The sequence below is a fragment of the Prescottella equi genome (assembly GCF_020171745.1).
Classification (GTDB): Bacteria; Actinomycetota; Actinomycetes; order Mycobacteriales; family Mycobacteriaceae; genus Prescottella; species Prescottella equi_A.
In genome coordinates this window covers 31,963-48,012 of record NZ_JAIVAH010000026.1, presented here as the reverse complement: position 1 = coordinate 48,012, position 16,050 = coordinate 31,963, and the positions used below count along the sequence as shown (strand labels likewise).

General features: G+C 68.6%; 13 protein-coding genes. 7 read left to right on the top strand and 6 right to left on the bottom strand.

The window, feature by feature from the left end; all coding sequences use genetic code 11:
- From LCL87_RS21220 to LCL87_RS21205, 4 genes are all read right to left on the bottom strand, one after another.
- A complete protein-coding gene (locus tag LCL87_RS21220) occupies positions 1-1,413 on the bottom strand; it encodes a hypothetical protein (protein WP_225023426.1) in 1,413 nt (470 codons plus the stop codon).
- Complete coding sequence (locus tag LCL87_RS21215; RefSeq protein WP_225023425.1) at positions 1,410-1,859, bottom strand: DUF7144 family membrane protein; 450 nt, start codon at positions 1,857-1,859, stop codon at positions 1,410-1,412. The genes LCL87_RS21220 and LCL87_RS21215 overlap by 4 nt, the downstream gene beginning before the upstream one ends.
- Before the next feature lie 137 nt (positions 1,860-1,996).
- A complete protein-coding gene (locus LCL87_RS21210) occupies positions 1,997-3,004 on the bottom strand; it encodes a TY-Chap domain-containing protein (RefSeq protein ID WP_225023424.1) in 1,008 nt (335 codons plus the stop codon).
- A 125-nt stretch (positions 3,005-3,129) separates the two neighbouring features.
- Positions 3,130-3,786: an NUDIX hydrolase gene (locus tag LCL87_RS21205; RefSeq protein ID WP_225023423.1), complete on the bottom strand. Its 657-nt coding sequence runs from the start codon at positions 3,784-3,786 to the stop codon at positions 3,130-3,132.
- A 63-nt stretch (positions 3,787-3,849) separates the two neighbouring features.
- Here LCL87_RS21205 and LCL87_RS21200 point away from each other — a divergent pair, with 63 nt between their 5' ends.
- Positions 3,850-4,821, top strand: a complete 972-nt coding sequence (locus tag LCL87_RS21200; protein ID WP_225023422.1) for an ADP-ribosylglycohydrolase family protein — start codon at positions 3,850-3,852, stop codon at positions 4,819-4,821.
- Positions 4,818-5,327: an O-acetyl-ADP-ribose deacetylase gene (locus LCL87_RS21195; RefSeq protein ID WP_225023421.1), complete on the top strand. Its 510-nt coding sequence runs from the start codon at positions 4,818-4,820 to the stop codon at positions 5,325-5,327. The genes LCL87_RS21200 and LCL87_RS21195 overlap by 4 nt, the downstream gene beginning before the upstream one ends.
- Positions 5,328-5,334: 7 nt before the next feature.
- Here LCL87_RS21195 and LCL87_RS21190 read toward each other — a convergent pair whose 3' ends face one another.
- Both LCL87_RS21190 and LCL87_RS21185 read right to left on the bottom strand, forming a co-directional pair.
- Complete coding sequence (locus LCL87_RS21190; protein ID WP_225023420.1) at positions 5,335-6,066, bottom strand: FCD domain-containing protein; 732 nt, start codon at positions 6,064-6,066, stop codon at positions 5,335-5,337.
- Positions 6,067-6,101: 35 nt separating this feature from the next.
- Positions 6,102-7,769, bottom strand: coding sequence for an L-lactate permease (locus LCL87_RS21185; RefSeq protein WP_225023419.1), 1,668 nt, complete (start codon positions 7,767-7,769; stop codon positions 6,102-6,104).
- A gap of 214 nt (positions 7,770-7,983) precedes the next feature.
- Between LCL87_RS21185 and LCL87_RS21180 the strand changes: the two genes are divergently transcribed.
- The 5 genes from LCL87_RS21180 (at position 7,984) to recC (ending at position 16,043) form a co-directional block, all read left to right on the top strand.
- Positions 7,984-8,739: a (Fe-S)-binding protein gene (locus LCL87_RS21180; protein ID WP_225023418.1), complete on the top strand. Its 756-nt coding sequence runs from the start codon at positions 7,984-7,986 to the stop codon at positions 8,737-8,739.
- Complete coding sequence (locus LCL87_RS21175; RefSeq protein ID WP_225023417.1) at positions 8,736-10,250, top strand: LutB/LldF family L-lactate oxidation iron-sulfur protein; 1,515 nt, start codon at positions 8,736-8,738, stop codon at positions 10,248-10,250. The genes LCL87_RS21180 and LCL87_RS21175 overlap by 4 nt, the downstream gene beginning before the upstream one ends.
- A complete protein-coding gene (locus LCL87_RS21170; RefSeq protein WP_225023416.1) occupies positions 10,247-10,870 on the top strand; it encodes an LUD domain-containing protein in 624 nt (207 codons plus the stop codon). The genes LCL87_RS21175 and LCL87_RS21170 overlap by 4 nt, the downstream gene beginning before the upstream one ends.
- Before the next feature lie 110 nt (positions 10,871-10,980).
- Positions 10,981-12,693, top strand: a complete 1,713-nt coding sequence (locus tag LCL87_RS21165) for a sigma factor-like helix-turn-helix DNA-binding protein (RefSeq protein WP_225023415.1) — start codon at positions 10,981-10,983, stop codon at positions 12,691-12,693.
- A gap of 89 nt (positions 12,694-12,782) precedes the next feature.
- Positions 12,783-16,043 carry an exodeoxyribonuclease V subunit gamma gene (gene recC / locus LCL87_RS21160; RefSeq protein WP_225023414.1) on the top strand — a complete coding sequence of 1,087 codons (3,261 nt, stop codon included), beginning with the start codon at positions 12,783-12,785 and terminating at the stop codon, positions 16,041-16,043.
- Positions 16,044-16,050: the final 7 nt, after the last annotated feature.

Genomic DNA, 16,050 nt, shown 5'->3' with positions numbered 1-16,050 from the left:
TCAGGTTGTCGAGGAGGCCTCGTCGGACTCCGTCGTCTTCTCGGTGTCGTCGCTGTCGACCCCGCCACGGGTCGGTCGTGCCAGGATCTCGAGCACCAGGAGCGCGAGCACCGCGCCGAGGACGATCCAGAACACGACCAGGCCGGTGGGGTAGCGCCAGAAGACCAGGAGCAGTGCGGCGATACCGATGATCGTGCAGCGCAGCGGGACCCGGAGCTGGTGCGCCCATCGCTCGACGCTGTTCGGGGTGTGGCCGTGGACGGGGCGGTTGACCACGGTGACGGCACGGCCGAAACCTCGGCGCACTGCCATGGCCGACGAGGATCCGCCGACGAGGTACGCGCCGATCGCAACCACCAGGGCCACGACCGCGACGGCGCGCAGGCTCGTACGCAGCGGCACCAGCACGGTGTCGACCACGGCTGCCGCGGCATCGGGCGACAGGACGTCGGCCGGGATGTCGTCGAGGTAGATCGCCCGGGCCACCAGTACCGCGAGTGCGAGGACGAGCATGCCCAGCGCCACCGACAGTCCGGCGAGGGACAGCGTGCGCAGGCGCCGTCCGCTCGGTGCGAGCGCGACCGCCCCGGCGATGCACGCAATGCCCAGCCACGGGAGTATCGCGGACGCCTTGTCGAGCGCGTTGACCGCGCGCTGGGCCTTCACCAGATTCGGGGACTTGAACAGTACGAACTGTTTGTCGACCGACGGGATGTTCTGGGCGATCGTGAAACCGCGGTCGGTCAATGCGGTCTTCACGTTGTCGATGATCGTTGCCAGCGAGATGCTCACGGTGCCGCTCTGATCGACCTCCACGGAACTGATCCCGTAGTTGCCGGTGACCACCGACACCAGTGCGCTGTGGGCACGGCGGTTCGCCTGGATCCACAGATCCTCGAACTGTTGCGACTGGACGAACGTCGCAACCGTGTCCTCGACGAAGCCCTTCGCCTGACTCGCGAGGACGGGCGAGAGCCCCACCACGAGTTGGCTCACGCGAGGCGCGTTCTCGGCGAGGTTCGCGCCCTGCGAGATCGCGGTGAGCGCCTCCGCCGTAAGCGATTCGATATCGACACGGGCGAAGATCTCGTCGGTGATCTGGTTGGTGACCTCGGCCTGGACCGCCGGATCTTCGCCGAGTGGCGCGACGGTGGTGATGTACCGGTCGGTGTCGAGGATCTGGCTGCGCACGAAGCGGGACGTCACCGACACGATCGCCAGCACGGCGACGAGTACGAGCAGTACGGTCACACCGATCCAGCGCAGGGTGTGCCGCGGCGGGCGAGCGGGTGCCACAGCGGCGGAACCCGGTTCGGCGACCTGGGCGCGCAGCGTCGATACCTCGCCGCGGAGGCGTTGCAGTTCCGCCCGCTCGTCGTTGTCGAGCGGGCCACCGGCGGTGTCGTGCGTCATGGTTGGGAAGTCTCCTCGGGATTCCAGGTGGCCACCGCCCATATCACCACGGCGTTCAGCGCGATGATCGAGATCGCCCACATCGGGTAGTTCGGCAACCACAGGAAGTTGACGAGAATCGACAGTCCGCAGATCACCATTGCGGACACCCGCGCCCAGGTCCTGCCGGTGAACAGTGCGGCGCCGGCGGCCGCGACGAACACGCCGAGCACGACGTGGACCCATCCCCATCCGGTCTCGCCCAACTGGAATCGGTAGTCGGCGTCGAGGTCCAGAACCTTGTCCCCGGCGACCGCGGACAGCCCCTGGAACGCCTCGAGCAGGCCGACCGTGACGAGCAGGACCGCGCCTCCGAGCGCCGTTCCCTTTGCCACGGCCTGTTCGACCACCGTGTCGCCGGCAAACGAGTCGCCGGGTGTGTGGTCGTCGGGCGAGCGCTCGGACATGGCTGCCCCTTCCGTCGGCGCCGAAGTATCCACGGAACCTGATTGTGCTCCGATCCGGAGCAGCCGGGACCGAGTTTGCCGAGGTTGCCGGGTCCGTCAGCGGCGGATGGGACCCTCGGCGACCGCGAGAAGGTCCGTCATTCGGCACCTTTCGGTTCGTGGTCGGACGGGCCGAACGAGTTAGGCGCGTCGTCGTCGAACTCGTCGTCCGGCGGATCGTCGACGATGCGGGCGCCGCCGAACCGGGCGGCGAAGGCGGCGTCGACGGAGGTCGCGAAGCGACTCAGTTGGTCGAGGGCATCCGCGAGATGGCGCGGCACGAATGGATTGGCGGACACGTCGACCGACGCGTTCAACCGGTCCTCGTCGAGCGTGAACCGGATCGCGGGCCAGCGCCGGGTGAGGTCGCAGATCATTTCCGCGGCGCGGGTCCGGCCGGTGATCGAGTGCAGCAACGGCATCCACGCCCGCACCAGTGGCTGCTCGGGATGCGCGATCACGAACACCGGATGGTCGTCGAGTGTGAGGACGACGTCGCCGTCCTGGTCGAGTCGGGGTGTGAACCCGAGCGCCAGTTCGACGGCCCGCGCGATCAGGTCGCGTAGTTGTTGCGGATCGTCGGGCACGATCGCAACAGTGTCGTCCACGGGTGGGTGCCCGGGCTCGTCGGTCGCTGTCTCCAGAAGATCGGTCCCGGCGAGCGTGCCGACGATCTCCGGCCGCAGGAAACTTGGATGCGGCACGCTCCACACCTCGCGCAGCGTCGTCACCGTCAGGGCGGCGCATTGGTCGGCCCACCGCTGCTCACGGTCGGTGAAGAACGCCGACGACCCCTCGTCGGGATCCTCGTCGGGCCCGTGGGTCGGTGCGGACCAGCCCAGATTGCGCAGGATGTTCTCGGCCGCGGGTGCCAGCTGGTGGCGCGGTGCGAGGTAGCCGTTGGACGACACCTCCCCGCGCAGCATGACGTCGTCCCAGACGAGGAACTGCACCCACGGGGCGAAACCCTCCACCGTGGATTCCTCGGCCCACTCGAGGACGAGGACGTCGTCGTTGCGCATCGCGGCGAGGTGGTCGGCGAGCCGGCGCTGGAAGAGGTTCCAGGACCGGTCGATTGCTGCGTCGAAGGTTTCGGAATCGAACATGTGCCCCCTGTCATTCCGGATGGAGCCTCACTGCGGGGCCGGAATCGGGCGTCCGCGTGATGTCGTGATCAAGGTAGCGCGGACCCCCGACAGGATCGGGGACGGCAACTCCGGCGTGTGGTTGCTCAGCCCGCGAGCAGCGCCGCGGCACCGGCGGGAAGTTCGGCGCCGGTGCGCCGGAAGACCTCGGCGGGCCGTCCGGCGCCTCCGCTCCGGGTTCGACCGGTGGTCTCCAGCGCGTCGACGACGAGCCGTCGGAACGTGTCCTTCGGAAGCGAACGGCCGTAGACCGCCTCGTACAGCCGGCGGAGTTCGAGCACGGTGAACTCGTCGGGCAGCAGCCCCGACGGATCGACGTGCCGGGCGTAGCGGGCCCGCAGGTCGTCGACCGCGCGGGACACCATCGCGGCGTGGTCGAAGGCCAGCGGCTCGTCGGCCGTCCGGTCCTCGATGTGAACGAGCCGGACGTCGTGGGGGAGCCGGTCGCTCGGAAGCGCCGCCCCGTGCGCCATCGACAGCACCCACCCGCGGTCGTCGCGGTCGGGTGCGTCGAACATCGCGAGTTGGTGGAAGTCGGTTCCGGTGAGCCCGGCCTTCGTATTCAGTGCCCGCTCGGCGGCGTCGGACAGGCGTTCGCCCGGATGCAGGAACGTGCCCGGAAGCGCGAGCCCGCGCGGGCCGTCGACCACCACGACGCCGAGCCCGCGGTCGTCGACGGTGAGGACCGCGACGTCCACGGCGACCGACGGACGGGGGTAGTCGGTGAGGGGCTTCTGATTCACGCTTGCAGATTAGCGCACAGATGAGCTAATCTTTAGCGCAGAATTGATCTAAAGGGGGTTCCTGTGGAACTGAACGAGGTTCGCGCCGACCGGGTCGCGGGTGTGCTGCTGGCCACCGCGGCCGGTGACGCGCTCGGCGCGGGATACGAATTCACCACGCCGCGTCCGGATACCGTCATCGACATGATCGGTGGTGGAATCGGGCCCTTCGCACCGGGGGAGTGGACCGACGACACGTCGATGGCCCTCGCCGTCGCCGAGGTGGCCGCCACCGGCCTCGATATCTCGACCGAACCGGGCCTGGATGCCGTGGCCGCCCAGTTCGTTCGGTGGTACGACGCGGATCCCGCGGACATCGGGAATCAGACGCGCGCGGTGCTGTCCGCGCGGCCGGAGAGCGCCGCCGCGATGCGGGCCCGAGCGTCGGCGGTGCCGGGCCGCAAGGGCGGCAACGGCTCGCTCATGCGCACGGCGCCGGTGGCCCTGGCGTTCCTCGACGACGAGGCGCGCTGTCTCGGTACGGCACGGGCGATCGGAGTACTCACCCACGACGACCAGCGGGCCGTCGAGGCGTGCGAGATGTGGACCTACGCCATCCGGCACGCGGTGCTGCACGGCACGTTCGACGGCGTCCGCGGCTATCTCGAGGTGGCCGAGCAAGGCACCCGCGAGTACTGGTCCCCGCTGCTCGACGTCGCCGAACGCGGCACGCCCGCCGAGTTCCCGAACAACGGCTGGGTGGTCGACGCGCTGCTCACGGCATGGTGGGCAATCACTGGTACCCCGGAGTCCGGGCCCGAGCAGTTGCCCGCGGCGCTCGAGCGTGCGGTCCGCGCCGGCCACGACACCGACACCACCGCCGCGATCGCGGGCGGGCTGCTGGGCGCCCGGTGGGGCGCGTCCGCGGTGCCGGAACGCTGGCGCGGGATGCTGCACGGCTGGCCGGGTTACCGCGGCGAGGACCTCGTCCGGATCGGCCTCGACATCGCGTCACGAACGGCCGTGACCAACACCGTGAACGGAGAATCCGCATGACCATCATCGACGTTGCCGAGGGCGACATCACCACCTTCCGCGTCGACGCGATCGTCAACGCCGCCAACTCCACGCTGCTCGGTGGCGGCGGGGTGGACGGCGCCATCCACCGCCGCGGCGGTCCGGCGATCCTCGACGAATGCCGGACACTGCGGTCGACGACGCTGCCCGACGGCCTCGCGGAGGGGGCGGCGGTCGCGACGACTGCCGGAAACCTGCACGCGTCGTGGGTGATCCACACCGTCGGCCCGCGCTTCTCCCGACACGAGGACCGCTCCGCCGTGCTGCGCTCCTGCTACACCCGCAGTCTCGCGGTCGCGGACGGACTCGGTGCGACGACCGTGGCGTTCCCGCTGATCTCGGCGGGTGCGTTCGGTTGGCCGACGGAAGATGCTGTGAAGCAAGCAGTCTCGGCGATCCGGACGGCGCGGACCGCGGTCGATGTGGTCACGCTCGTCGCGTTCGAATCCCACGTCGCGAACCTGATGCGGCGCGCCGTGGGGTGAGCGGCGCTCACGCGTCGCTGCGGACGCCCTCGTAGTAGCCGCGGATGTGGTCGACGATCCGCTGCTGCGCGAGGGCGGCGTCGCCGTTCGTGACGGCGTCGACCAGGCCGCGGTGCTCGTGCCGCAGCCGCGTGCACGTGCTGGGCCAGGCGATGCGGTCCACGCCGCCCACCACGTACGACTCGATCGAGGCGCGCAGCCCGGCCATCATCGCGGCGATCACCTGGTTGCCGGCGGCGTCGGCCATCGCGACGTGGAACTGGGCGTCGAGCACGAGGAACTCGTCGGAGGTCAGGGACGGTTCGTCCATCGAGTCGAGCAGTTCGACGGCGGTGGACAGGTCGACCGTCGGCTGGTCGGCGAGCGTCCGCATCACCTCCGACTCGAGCACGAGGCGGGTCTGCACGACGTCGGAGACCGGGAACCCGTGCGCCGCGACCTGCATGCGCATCAGCATCGTCATGCCGCCGGTGGGGCGGGAGACGATCATGGCGCCCGCGTTGGGCCCGGATCCGGTCTGCGCCTTGAGGAGCCCGAGGGCCTCCATGACGCGCAGCGCCTCCCGGACGGACGACCTGCCGACGCCGAGATCGGCGGCGAGGGTCCGTTCGCCCGGGAGGCGCTGACCGGGGGAGAGCTCGCCCGAGACCATCATCTCCTCGACCTTGCTGAGCACGTGCTCCCACGCGCGCGGGTGCGCGGTGATCACGAGGTCGGCGGGAGTGGGTTCGGACGACATGACACGTCAGCCTAGGCGGTGTCGATCGTGCGCGGTCACGGCAGCATCCAGCTGAGAACCGGCGTGGACTGCAGGTAGACCAGCGTGCACAGGATCACCAGCATGCCGAGGCTGTACCCGATGACCTTCCGCAGCAGGATCGGCTCGCTGCCCGCCTGCCCCACAGCGGTTGCCGCAATGGTGAGGTTCTGCGGGCTCACCAGCTTGCCCACGACGCCGCCGGAGGTGTTGGCGGCCACCAGCAGGGTCGGGTCGATGCCGGCTGTCTGTCCGGCGGTCTGCTGCAGCTTCGCGAACAGGGCGTTCGCCGACGTGTCGGACCCGGTGACCGCGGTACCGATCCAGCCGAGGATCGGGGAGAAGAAGGCGAAGGCGGCGCCGGTCGCGGCGAGCCACGTGCCGATCGCGACGGTCTGGCCGGACTGGTTCATCACGTAACTCAGGCCGAGGACGGTCGCGACGGTCGCGATCGCGAGTCGCATCTTCACCAGCGTCACGCCGAGGGTCACCGCCGACATCCGCGGCGTGAGGGGGAAGCGTCCGTTGTCCGTCCACAGCGCGTAGACGATCGTGACGATGACGCCGCAGATCAGCAGCAGGCTGCCGGGGTTGGACAGCCACGAGAAGGTGTAGACCGCGCTCGACGCGGGGTCGCCGCTGCCGGTCAGCAGGTTGCCGTACAGGCCGGGCCACTCCACCTTGTGGTCGGTGCCGGACAGCCACTTCGGGATGTCGACGCCGAGCGTCCACAGCTTGGCGATGCCGAAGACGACGACCACGAGGAGATAGGGGAACAGTGCCATGAACACGCGCGACGGACCGAGGCGCTCGGCCTCGACGTGCGAGCGCTGGTCGTCGGGGGTCTTCGGTGCCCAGAAGCGCAGCATGATCACCGCGGCGGCCAGGCCGGCGAGCGCGGCGACGACGTCGGTCAGTTCGTACGAGAAGTGCGCCGAGCACCAGAACTGCGCGAGCGCGAAGACGGCGCCGGTGACGAGGGCGATCGGCCAGACCTGCTTCATGCCGCGGCGGCCGTCGACCAGAAACAGCAGCAGCAGCGGCACGAACAGGGCCAGGATCGGGGTCTGGCGTCCGACGACGGCCGCGATCTCCGTCGGGGGGATGTCGGTGAGATTGCCCGCGGTGGTGATCGGAATCGCCATGGCGCCGAAGGCGACCGGGGCGGTGTTGGCGACCAGGACGGTTACCGCGGCGCGGATCGCGGGCATGCCGAGTGCGATCAGCATGGCGCCGGTGATCGCGACGGGCGCGCCGAAACCGGCGAGGGCCTCCAGCATGCCGCCGAAGCAGAAGGCGATCAGCATGGCCTGCACGCGCATGTCGCCGCGGCCGATCGAGTTGAACACCCGGCGCAGGTCCTCGAAGCGTCCGCTGACGACGGTCAGTTCGTAGAACCAGATCGCGGTGACAACGATCCACATCACCGGGAACAGTCCGAACGCGATGCCCTGCAGCGCGGACAGTCCGGTGAGGGAAGCGGGCATGTCGAAGCCGATGATCGCGACCAGGGCCGCGGCGGCGAGGGCGCCCAGGCCGGCGTACCAGGCCTTGAGCTTGAAGCCCGCCAGCAGCACGAAGAACGTGGCCAGCGGGACGAGGCCGACCAGCGCCGAGGCGGTGAGGCTGCCGCCGACGGCGTCGGTCGCGGGGGTGAAGGTCACCGCGAGGATCTCGGTTTCCACATGAAACTCCTGGATTGCGCCGCGGGGATGACGGCGTTCGGGGGCAGGCCGGATATGACCGCTGTGTGGTCAGACCACAGGACCGTACACCATGACCGCGATCACATTCGAGGCCTGCACGAAACTTGGTGCAGATATTTTTCTTAGCTTGCATAACGGCCCTGACCATGCGTTACTGTGGTCAGACCACACCGACGATCGCCTGGAGAATCGCATGCGAATCGCGCTGTTCGCGACGTGCATGGGGGACACGATGTTCCCGAATGCCGCCAAGTCCACCGCGCTGCTGTTGACCCGGCTGGGGCACGAGGTCGTGTTCCCGCCCGGGCAGACGTGCTGCGGCCAGATGCACGTCAACACCGGCTACCAGCCCGACGCGCTCCCGCTGGTCGCGAACTACGCCGACAACTTCGGCGACACCTCGATCGACGCGGTCGTCGCGCCGTCGGGGTCGTGCGTCGGGTCGGTGCGGCACCAGCACGAGATCGTCGCCTCCCGCTACGGCAGCGCCGCGCTGTGCGGACAGGTCGAGACCGTGAAGGCGAAGACGTACGAGCTGTCGGAGCTGCTCGTCGACGTCCTCGGCGTCACCGACGTCGGCGCGTACTACCCGCACCGCGTCACCTACCACCCCACCTGCCACTCGCTGCGGATGCTCGGTGTGGGCGACAAGCCGCTGCAGCTGCTGCGCGCGGTCCGCGAGATCGACCTCGTCGAGCTGCCCGAGGCCGACTCGTGCTGCGGCTTCGGTGGCACGTTCGCGATCAAGAACGCCGAGACGTCGACGGCAATGCTGGCGGACAAGATCCGCAACATCGGCGACACCGGCGCCGAATACTGTTGCGCCAGCGACTCATCCTGTCTCATGCACATCGGCGGCGGGATGTCGCGGTTGCAGATGGGCACCCGGACGGTGCATCTCGCCGAGATCCTCGCGTCGGTCGAGTCGAACGTGGAGGTGAGCGCATGAGCGGCATCGCACTCGGTCTGCCGGCCTTCCCGCCGCGCGCACCCAGGGGCGTCGGCTTCCTGCGCGGCACCGAGAAGTTCCCGGCGGCCGCGCACCACGAACTCGCGAACACGCAGCTGCGCAGCAACATCGGCAAGGCCACCCACACGATTCGGGCCAAGCGCCTCGCCGTCACCGGGGAGCTGCCGGACTGGGAAGAGCTGCGCGACGCCGGATCCGCGATCAAGACCGACGTGATGAACCGGCTGCCGGAACTGCTCGAACAGCTCGAGGCGGCGGTCGTCGCGCGCGGCGGCGTCGTGCACTGGGCCGCGGATGCGAACGAGGCCAACGAGATCGTCACCCGACTCGTGCGCGAGACCGGGTCCGACGAGGTCATCAAGGTCAAGTCGATGGCCACGCAGGAGATCGAGCTCAACGAGCACCTCGAGGCCAACGGCATCCACGCGTACGAGACCGACCTGGCGGAGCTCATCGTCCAGCTCGGCCACGACAAGCCGTCGCACATCCTGGTGCCGGCGATCCACCGCAACCGCTCGGAGATCCGGGAGATCTTCCTGCGCGAGATGGACGGCGTCGATCCCGCACTCGACGACCAGCCCAAGCACCTCGCGGCCGCCGCGCGGAAGTTCCTACGGCACAAGTTCATGACCGTGCCCGTCGCGATCTCCGGCGCCAACTTCGGCATCGCGGAGACCGGGACGCTCGGCGTCGTCGAGTCCGAGGGCAACGGTCGGATGTGCCTGACGCTGCCGCAGACGCTGATCACGGTGATGGGCATCGAGAAAGTGATCCCCACATACCGGGATCTCGAGGTGTTCCTGCAGCTGTTGCCGCGCTCGTCCACCGGTGAGCGGATGAATCCGTACACGTCGATGTGGACCGGTGTCACCCCCGACGACGGCCCGCAGAACTTCCACCTGGTGCTCCTCGACAACGGCCGCACCGCCGCGCTCGCCGACAGCATCGGTCGGCAGGCGCTCAACTGCATCCGCTGCTCGGCGTGCCTCAACGTGTGCCCGGTGTACGAGCGGACCGGAGGCCACGCCTACGGCTCGACCTATCCGGGTCCGATCGGTGCGGTGCTCACCCCGCAGCTCGCGGGCATGGACGGCAAGGACGACCCGAACTCGACGCTGCCGTTCGCGTCCAGCCTGTGCGGTGCGTGCTTCGACGCGTGCCCCGTGAAGATCGACATCCCGTCGCTGCTCGTCGAGCTGCGGCACCAGAAGGTGGAGAAGTCCGGCTTCGGCGCAGAGGCCGCCGCGATGAAGGCGGCGTCGGTGGTGATGTCGTCGGCCAAGCGATTCACGTTGGCGCAGAAGGCCGCCGGACTCGGACGTGTCGTGGCGGGGAAGAAGGGCAAGATCTCGACGCTGCCACCGCCGTTGAGTGGATGGACCGATGCCCGGGACATCCCGGCGCCGCCGAAGCAGACGTTACGGCAGTGGTGGGATTCCGCAGAGGGCCGCGCGGCCATCGCCGACGCACGGAAGGACGGTCAGCGATGAGCTCGCGTGACGTGATCATGGGACGCATCCGCGACGCGCTGACGCTGGCGCCGCCGACCGAGGTCGAGATTCCTCGGGCCTATCGGACCGGTCGCACGATGCCCGACGCCGAGCGTGTGGAGTTGCTGGTCGATCGGCTGGTGGACTACAAGGCCGTGGTGCATCGCAGCTCGGTCGCGGAGTTGCCCGACGTGCTCGCCCGCGTCTTGAGTGAGGCCGGTGTGAGGTATGTCGGTGTGCCTGCCGGACTGGATGATTCGTGGCTGGCGCGGTTCGACGGTGCGGTGGTCGTGGATTCGCCGTCGGTGCCCGCGCCCGAGCTGGGGGCCCTGGACGGTGTCGTCACGGCGTCGGCGGTGTCGTGCGCGGAGACCGGCACCATCTTCCTCGACGGCAGCCCCGATCAGGGCCGCCGCGCGTTGACTCTGGTGCCGGACCTGCACGTGTGTGTCGTGACCGTCGACAGCATCGAGGTGGGCGTGCCCGAGGCCATGGCGCGACTGGTGCCGGAGCGGCCCACCACGATGATCAGCGGGCCCTCGGCGACCTCGGACATCGAGCTCGAGCGGGTCGAGGGCGTCCACGGGCCGCGGAACCTGCATGTGGTGATCGTGGGCTGACCAGACGGACCTGCCTTGAATGGCCTGCTTCGAATCGGGCGAATCCTGCAGATATGTCGGTGCCAGATGTTCTCATGGGTTCTCGCCTATCGAACCGTCTGAGGAGTTGCATGCCGATCGAATCGACTGTCGCTGTAGTCGCGACCGGAATCGAGGAGGCACCGTCGGCGTTCGCGCGACTCCTCGACGACCTCGTACTTCTCGCACAGTGGCGCAGGATTCGTGGGCGAGAGGGGGAGGCGCTGCTCTCGGTCGACATCGAGGATGGTGCACCGGAGGAGCTTCAGGATCTGGCTCTGCGAATCGCTGCGATCAGGCCTGCGGATGTACCGGGGGAACTGTCCGAGATAAGCGCAGCGGATGAGCTGGAGCAGCTGATCGAGACGTTCGACGATCGTGAGAGAGGAGTGCTCCGCGGGCGCTTCATGGCGGTCGAACCAATGACATTGCAGGAACTCGGCAACCAATTCGGGGTCACCCGTGAGCGGGCCCGACAGATCGAGGTCAAGGTCAAGAAGCGGCTGATCGGTGAGTTCGGGTTCGGGACGGCAGTCGGTAATCTCCTGGCGAGCATGAGAATCGAGATTCAGCCCGTCGCTCCACTCGACAGGCTCATTGCACTGAGCCCTGAGCTGTCCTCGGACGTTCCCAGTCTTGGCGTGCCCCTCTGGCTTGCGCTCGATCGTCTCGACGACTACTTCGAGGTCACCGACGGGTGGGCAGCGGCACCTGGCGTCGACGAGGCACGTGACCGCACCCGCAGCCTGTTGGAAGAGTTCGCTTCGGATCACGGTGTGGTCGAGTTTGCGGTATTCGCCGAATCGTCTGGACAGCCACACGACGAGATGGTGCGGTGGCTCGAATGGTGCGGCTACCAGCTCATCGAATCGCGGATCATCACCAGGCTCCGCAACGCGGGCGATCATGCCGCGTCCATCCTCGAAGTCGTCGGCGAACCCATGCCCGTCGATGACATCGTCGCGCGGATGAACGTCGATCGGAACGCTCGGTCGGTCGCCAACGTGCTCGGGTCGGACGATCGCTTCGTACGAACCGACCGAGCGCTGTGGGCGCTGGCGGAATGGGGTGTCGAGGAATACACCACCATTCGGAACATGATGGCGCGGGCTATCGATGCCAACGATGGACAGATCTCGCTCGTCGACCTCGTCGAACAGGTTGCCGGGCGGTACGACGTGTCCCCGGCCAGCGTGCAGACCTACGCGGCGAGCGGTGAGTTCGAACTCAAGCAGGGAGTCGTCCGCCGCCGTAGAGGGCCAGGGACCGTGCAGAAGACACCGGCTCGGACGCGCCGGCTATATCGGCACGGCGACGTCTGGAGACTGGCCGTGAAGGTCACCCATGAGCACCTTCGAGGTTCGGGGTTCACGGTCCCGGCAGCCCTCGCCGGGCTGGTCGGCTGCGGATACGGCGAGTCCGTCAGTTACCGAAGCAGGCTCGGGGACCAGTTGATTCGGTGGAAGAGCAATCAGCCCATCAGTGCGACGATACGTCGGTTCCTCGAGGACCTCGGTTCCGCAGAGGGGGACTGGGTATACCTCGAGTTCCATCCGGATCGCCGCTTCGATGTGGTCCGTAGCAAAGTGGTCGGACGTGACGCCGATCCGCTGCGCAGAGCCCTGGCCTTGGTGGGCCGACCAGACGCCGACACGATCCCCGACATCGGGGTTGCCTCGGCGCTTGCCGACGCGGTCGGTCTCGACAGCGAGGATCGGCCGCGGCGGATCCTGAGTGCGTATCGGGCGCGCGGAGAGGAGGAGATCACGGAGCTGCTCGAGCGGGCATGGGTCGGCGGTGCTTGATCAGCCTCCCCGTGAGCGGTGTGTGATAGTTCTAGGCCGAAAGTTGTGGATGCGATGACGCCGATCGAGGCGCCGGTAGGGGGCACGAATTGCTGACACTGCACCGCGCTGAGAGTGCCGCCACGCTTGCGGAGGCGCTCGCTCAGGTGCTGGTCAGGCCACTTGCCGACCCGTTCCAGCGCGAGGTGATCGCGGTCCCGGCCAAGGGCGTCGAACGCTGGCTCACGCAGCGCCTGTCACACGTGCTGGGTGCGGGTGATTCCGGCCACGACGGCGTCGCCGCCAACATCGATTTCCCGTCGCCCACCCGGCTGATCGACCAGGCGCTCGCAGCCGCCACCGGGTACGACGTCGACGACGACTCCTGGCACCCGTCGCGGATGCTGTGGACGCTGCTGCAGGTGATCGACGACTGCCTGGCCGAGCCGTGGTGCACCGTCCTCGCCCGACATCTCGGTCACGGTGCCGACGACCATCGCGCCGGCCGCCGCTACGGCACCGCCGCGCACCTAGCCGACCTGTTCCGCGCCTACGGCTCGCAGCGCCCGGCGATGCTCGTCGACTGGGCCGCCGGCCGCGACACCGACGGCACGTCGCCGCTCGACGACGATCTGCTGTGGCAGGCCCAGCTGTGGCGGCGACTGCGTGACCGGATCGGCAGCCCCAGCCCCGCTGAGCGCCTCGATGGCGCCTGCGCGCGGCTGCGCGACGAGCCGTCCCTCCTCGACCTGCCCGAACGACTGTCACTGTTCGGTCCGACGCGGCTGGGTACCGACCAGATCGCGGTGCTGTCCGCAATCGGCGCCAATCGCGATGTGCACGTATGGATTCCGCATCCGAGCATCGAGATGTGGGGTGAGCTCGCCGACACCGACCCGCCGCGTCGCAGGGCCGACGACGTGCGCGCGCTCGACGTCGCGCACCCACTGCTGGCGAGTCTCGCCCGCGACGTGCGCGAGCTGCAGTCGCGGCTCGGCGCCGTCGGGATGGTCGACGTGCACCACCCGGGGCCGTCGCGCCCGTCGACGCTGCTCGGGCAGCTGCAGTCCGACATCGCCGCGGACCGGCAGCCGTCGTCGTGGCCGGTCGACGACACCGTCGAGATCCACTCCTGCCACGGCCCGGCCCGGCAGGTGGAGGCGCTGCGGGAACGGCTGCTGCACCTGTTCCAGGACGACCCGACGCTCGAACCGCGCGACGTCGTAGTGATGTGCCCGGACGTCGAGACGTACGCACCGCTGGTTCGCGCCGCGTTCGGGCAGGGCGTCCAGGGCCCGCTCACCCATCCCGGTCACCGGCTGCGGGTGCGACTGGCGGATCGTGCACTGCACCAGACCAATCCGGTCCTCGGGGTGGTCGCGACACTCCTCGACCTCGCGGACTCCCGCGTCACCGTCAGCCAGGTCCTCGATCTGGCCGCGACCGCACCGGTGCGCCGACGGTTCCGGTTCGACGACGACAACCTCGAACGCATGCGGGAGTGGACCGTCGCCGCGGGTGCGCGGTGGGGGATCGGCCGTCGCGAGCGCGGCGCGTTCGGGCTCGGCGAGTTCGAACAGAACACCCTCAAGTCCGCGCTCGACCGAATCCTGCTGGGCGCCGCGGCCGACGATGCCGACGGCGAATGGCTCTCGCTCGCTCTGCCGCTCGACGACGTCGAGAGCAACGACATCGACCTCACCGGACGCATCGCCGAGTACGTGGACCGGCTCGACGTCTCGCTGCGCGGACTCACCGGACCGCAGTCGGCCGAGCAGTGGTCGGCGGCGCTGGCCCGGGCGCTGGACCTGCTCGTGGACGTCACCGAGGCCGACGCGTGGCAGCTGGGGCAGGCGCGCCGCGAGCTGGCCGCGGCCGTCGAGCACGGCGGGGACACGCTGCTGCGGCTCGCGGACGTGCGGGCGATGCTGCGCTCGCGGCTCGCGGGCCGGCCCACCCGCGCCAATTTCCGTACCGGCGAGCTGACGGTGTGCACGATGGTGCCGATGCGCTCGGTGCCGCACCGGGTGGTGGTGCTGCTCGGGCTCGACGACGACGTCTTCCCCCGCGGCACCGACGTCGATGGCGACGACGTGCTGGCGCGCGATCCGCTACTGGGGGAACGAGATCCGCGCAGCGAGGACCGGCAGCTGCTGCTGGACGCGATCATGTCCGCCAGCGAGCGGTTGTTGCTGTTCTACACCGGCAACGACCCGATCAACGGCAAGGAGTTGCCGCCCGCGGTGCCGCTGAGTGAGCTACGGGACGTCCTCGTCGCGATGAGCGGATCGGACGCCGCCGTGACGCGACACCCGTTGCAGCCGTTCGACCCACGCAACTTCGACGCGGCCGCGCCCAAGAGCTTCGATGCCGCGGCGCTCGCGGGCGCGCGAGCGATACAGCAGCCATTGACCGCGGTCCCGGAATTCCTGCCCGAGCCGTTGCCACCCCGGGAACCTGGTGACGTGGGCCTTGCCGATCTGGTGGCCTTCCTCGGAAATCCGACCCAGGGCTTCCTCAAGCAGCGGCTTGGCTTCAGGGTGCCCGACCTCGACGAGGACGTCGCCGACGCCCTTGACCTCGAGCTGGAGCCGTTGGCGCGGTGGGGGATCGGCGATCGCATGCTCACCACGCGGCTCGCCGGCGTAGACGGATCCGTGATTCGTGGGGCGGAATGGCGACGCGGAAGCCTGCCCCCCGCAAACTTGGGCCAGGCGGTGCTGCGAAAGGTTGAGGACCAGGTCGAGCCCCTCGTTCGGGTCGCGGCGCCCTTTTATATCGCGAGTGCCGAGAGTGTCGACATCGCGATTGATCTCGGAGCTGGTCGTCGTTTGGTTGGAACCGTCAGCGGCATCCGCGATGGGATTCTCGTTCGAACTCTGTTCTCGAAGCTCTCTGCGAAGTATCGGATCTCGTCATGGGTCGAGCTGCTGGCAGTCGCCGCGACCGGACGCTTCGATCGGGTATCTGCGGTCACGACGGGACGTGGCGGGGGTTCGACGCCGGTACTGAGGTCCACGCTCACCGCCCCATCGAACCCTGTTGAGGTGCTGCGAGCTCTCGTTGCGATGCGCGATCGTGGAATGTCAGAGCCGCTTCCAGTGGCGACAGCCGCGAGTGAGGCCTATGCGAAGAAGCGTAAGGCAGGGCGGTCATTCGATGTGGCCATTGGTGATGCTCAACGGGCCTGGGATGGGGGATTCGACGATAAGAAGAACCTGCAGGTGCAGTTCGTTTACGGAGCGGACCCTACGCTCGACCAACTCACCGCCCTATCCACTCCAGAGTTGGCGGGTTCGTCTTGGTTCGACGCCGAAGCCGCCGTCCTGTGGGGTCCGCTGTTGGACGCCGAAACGCTGGGAGAGCCGTGACAATCGA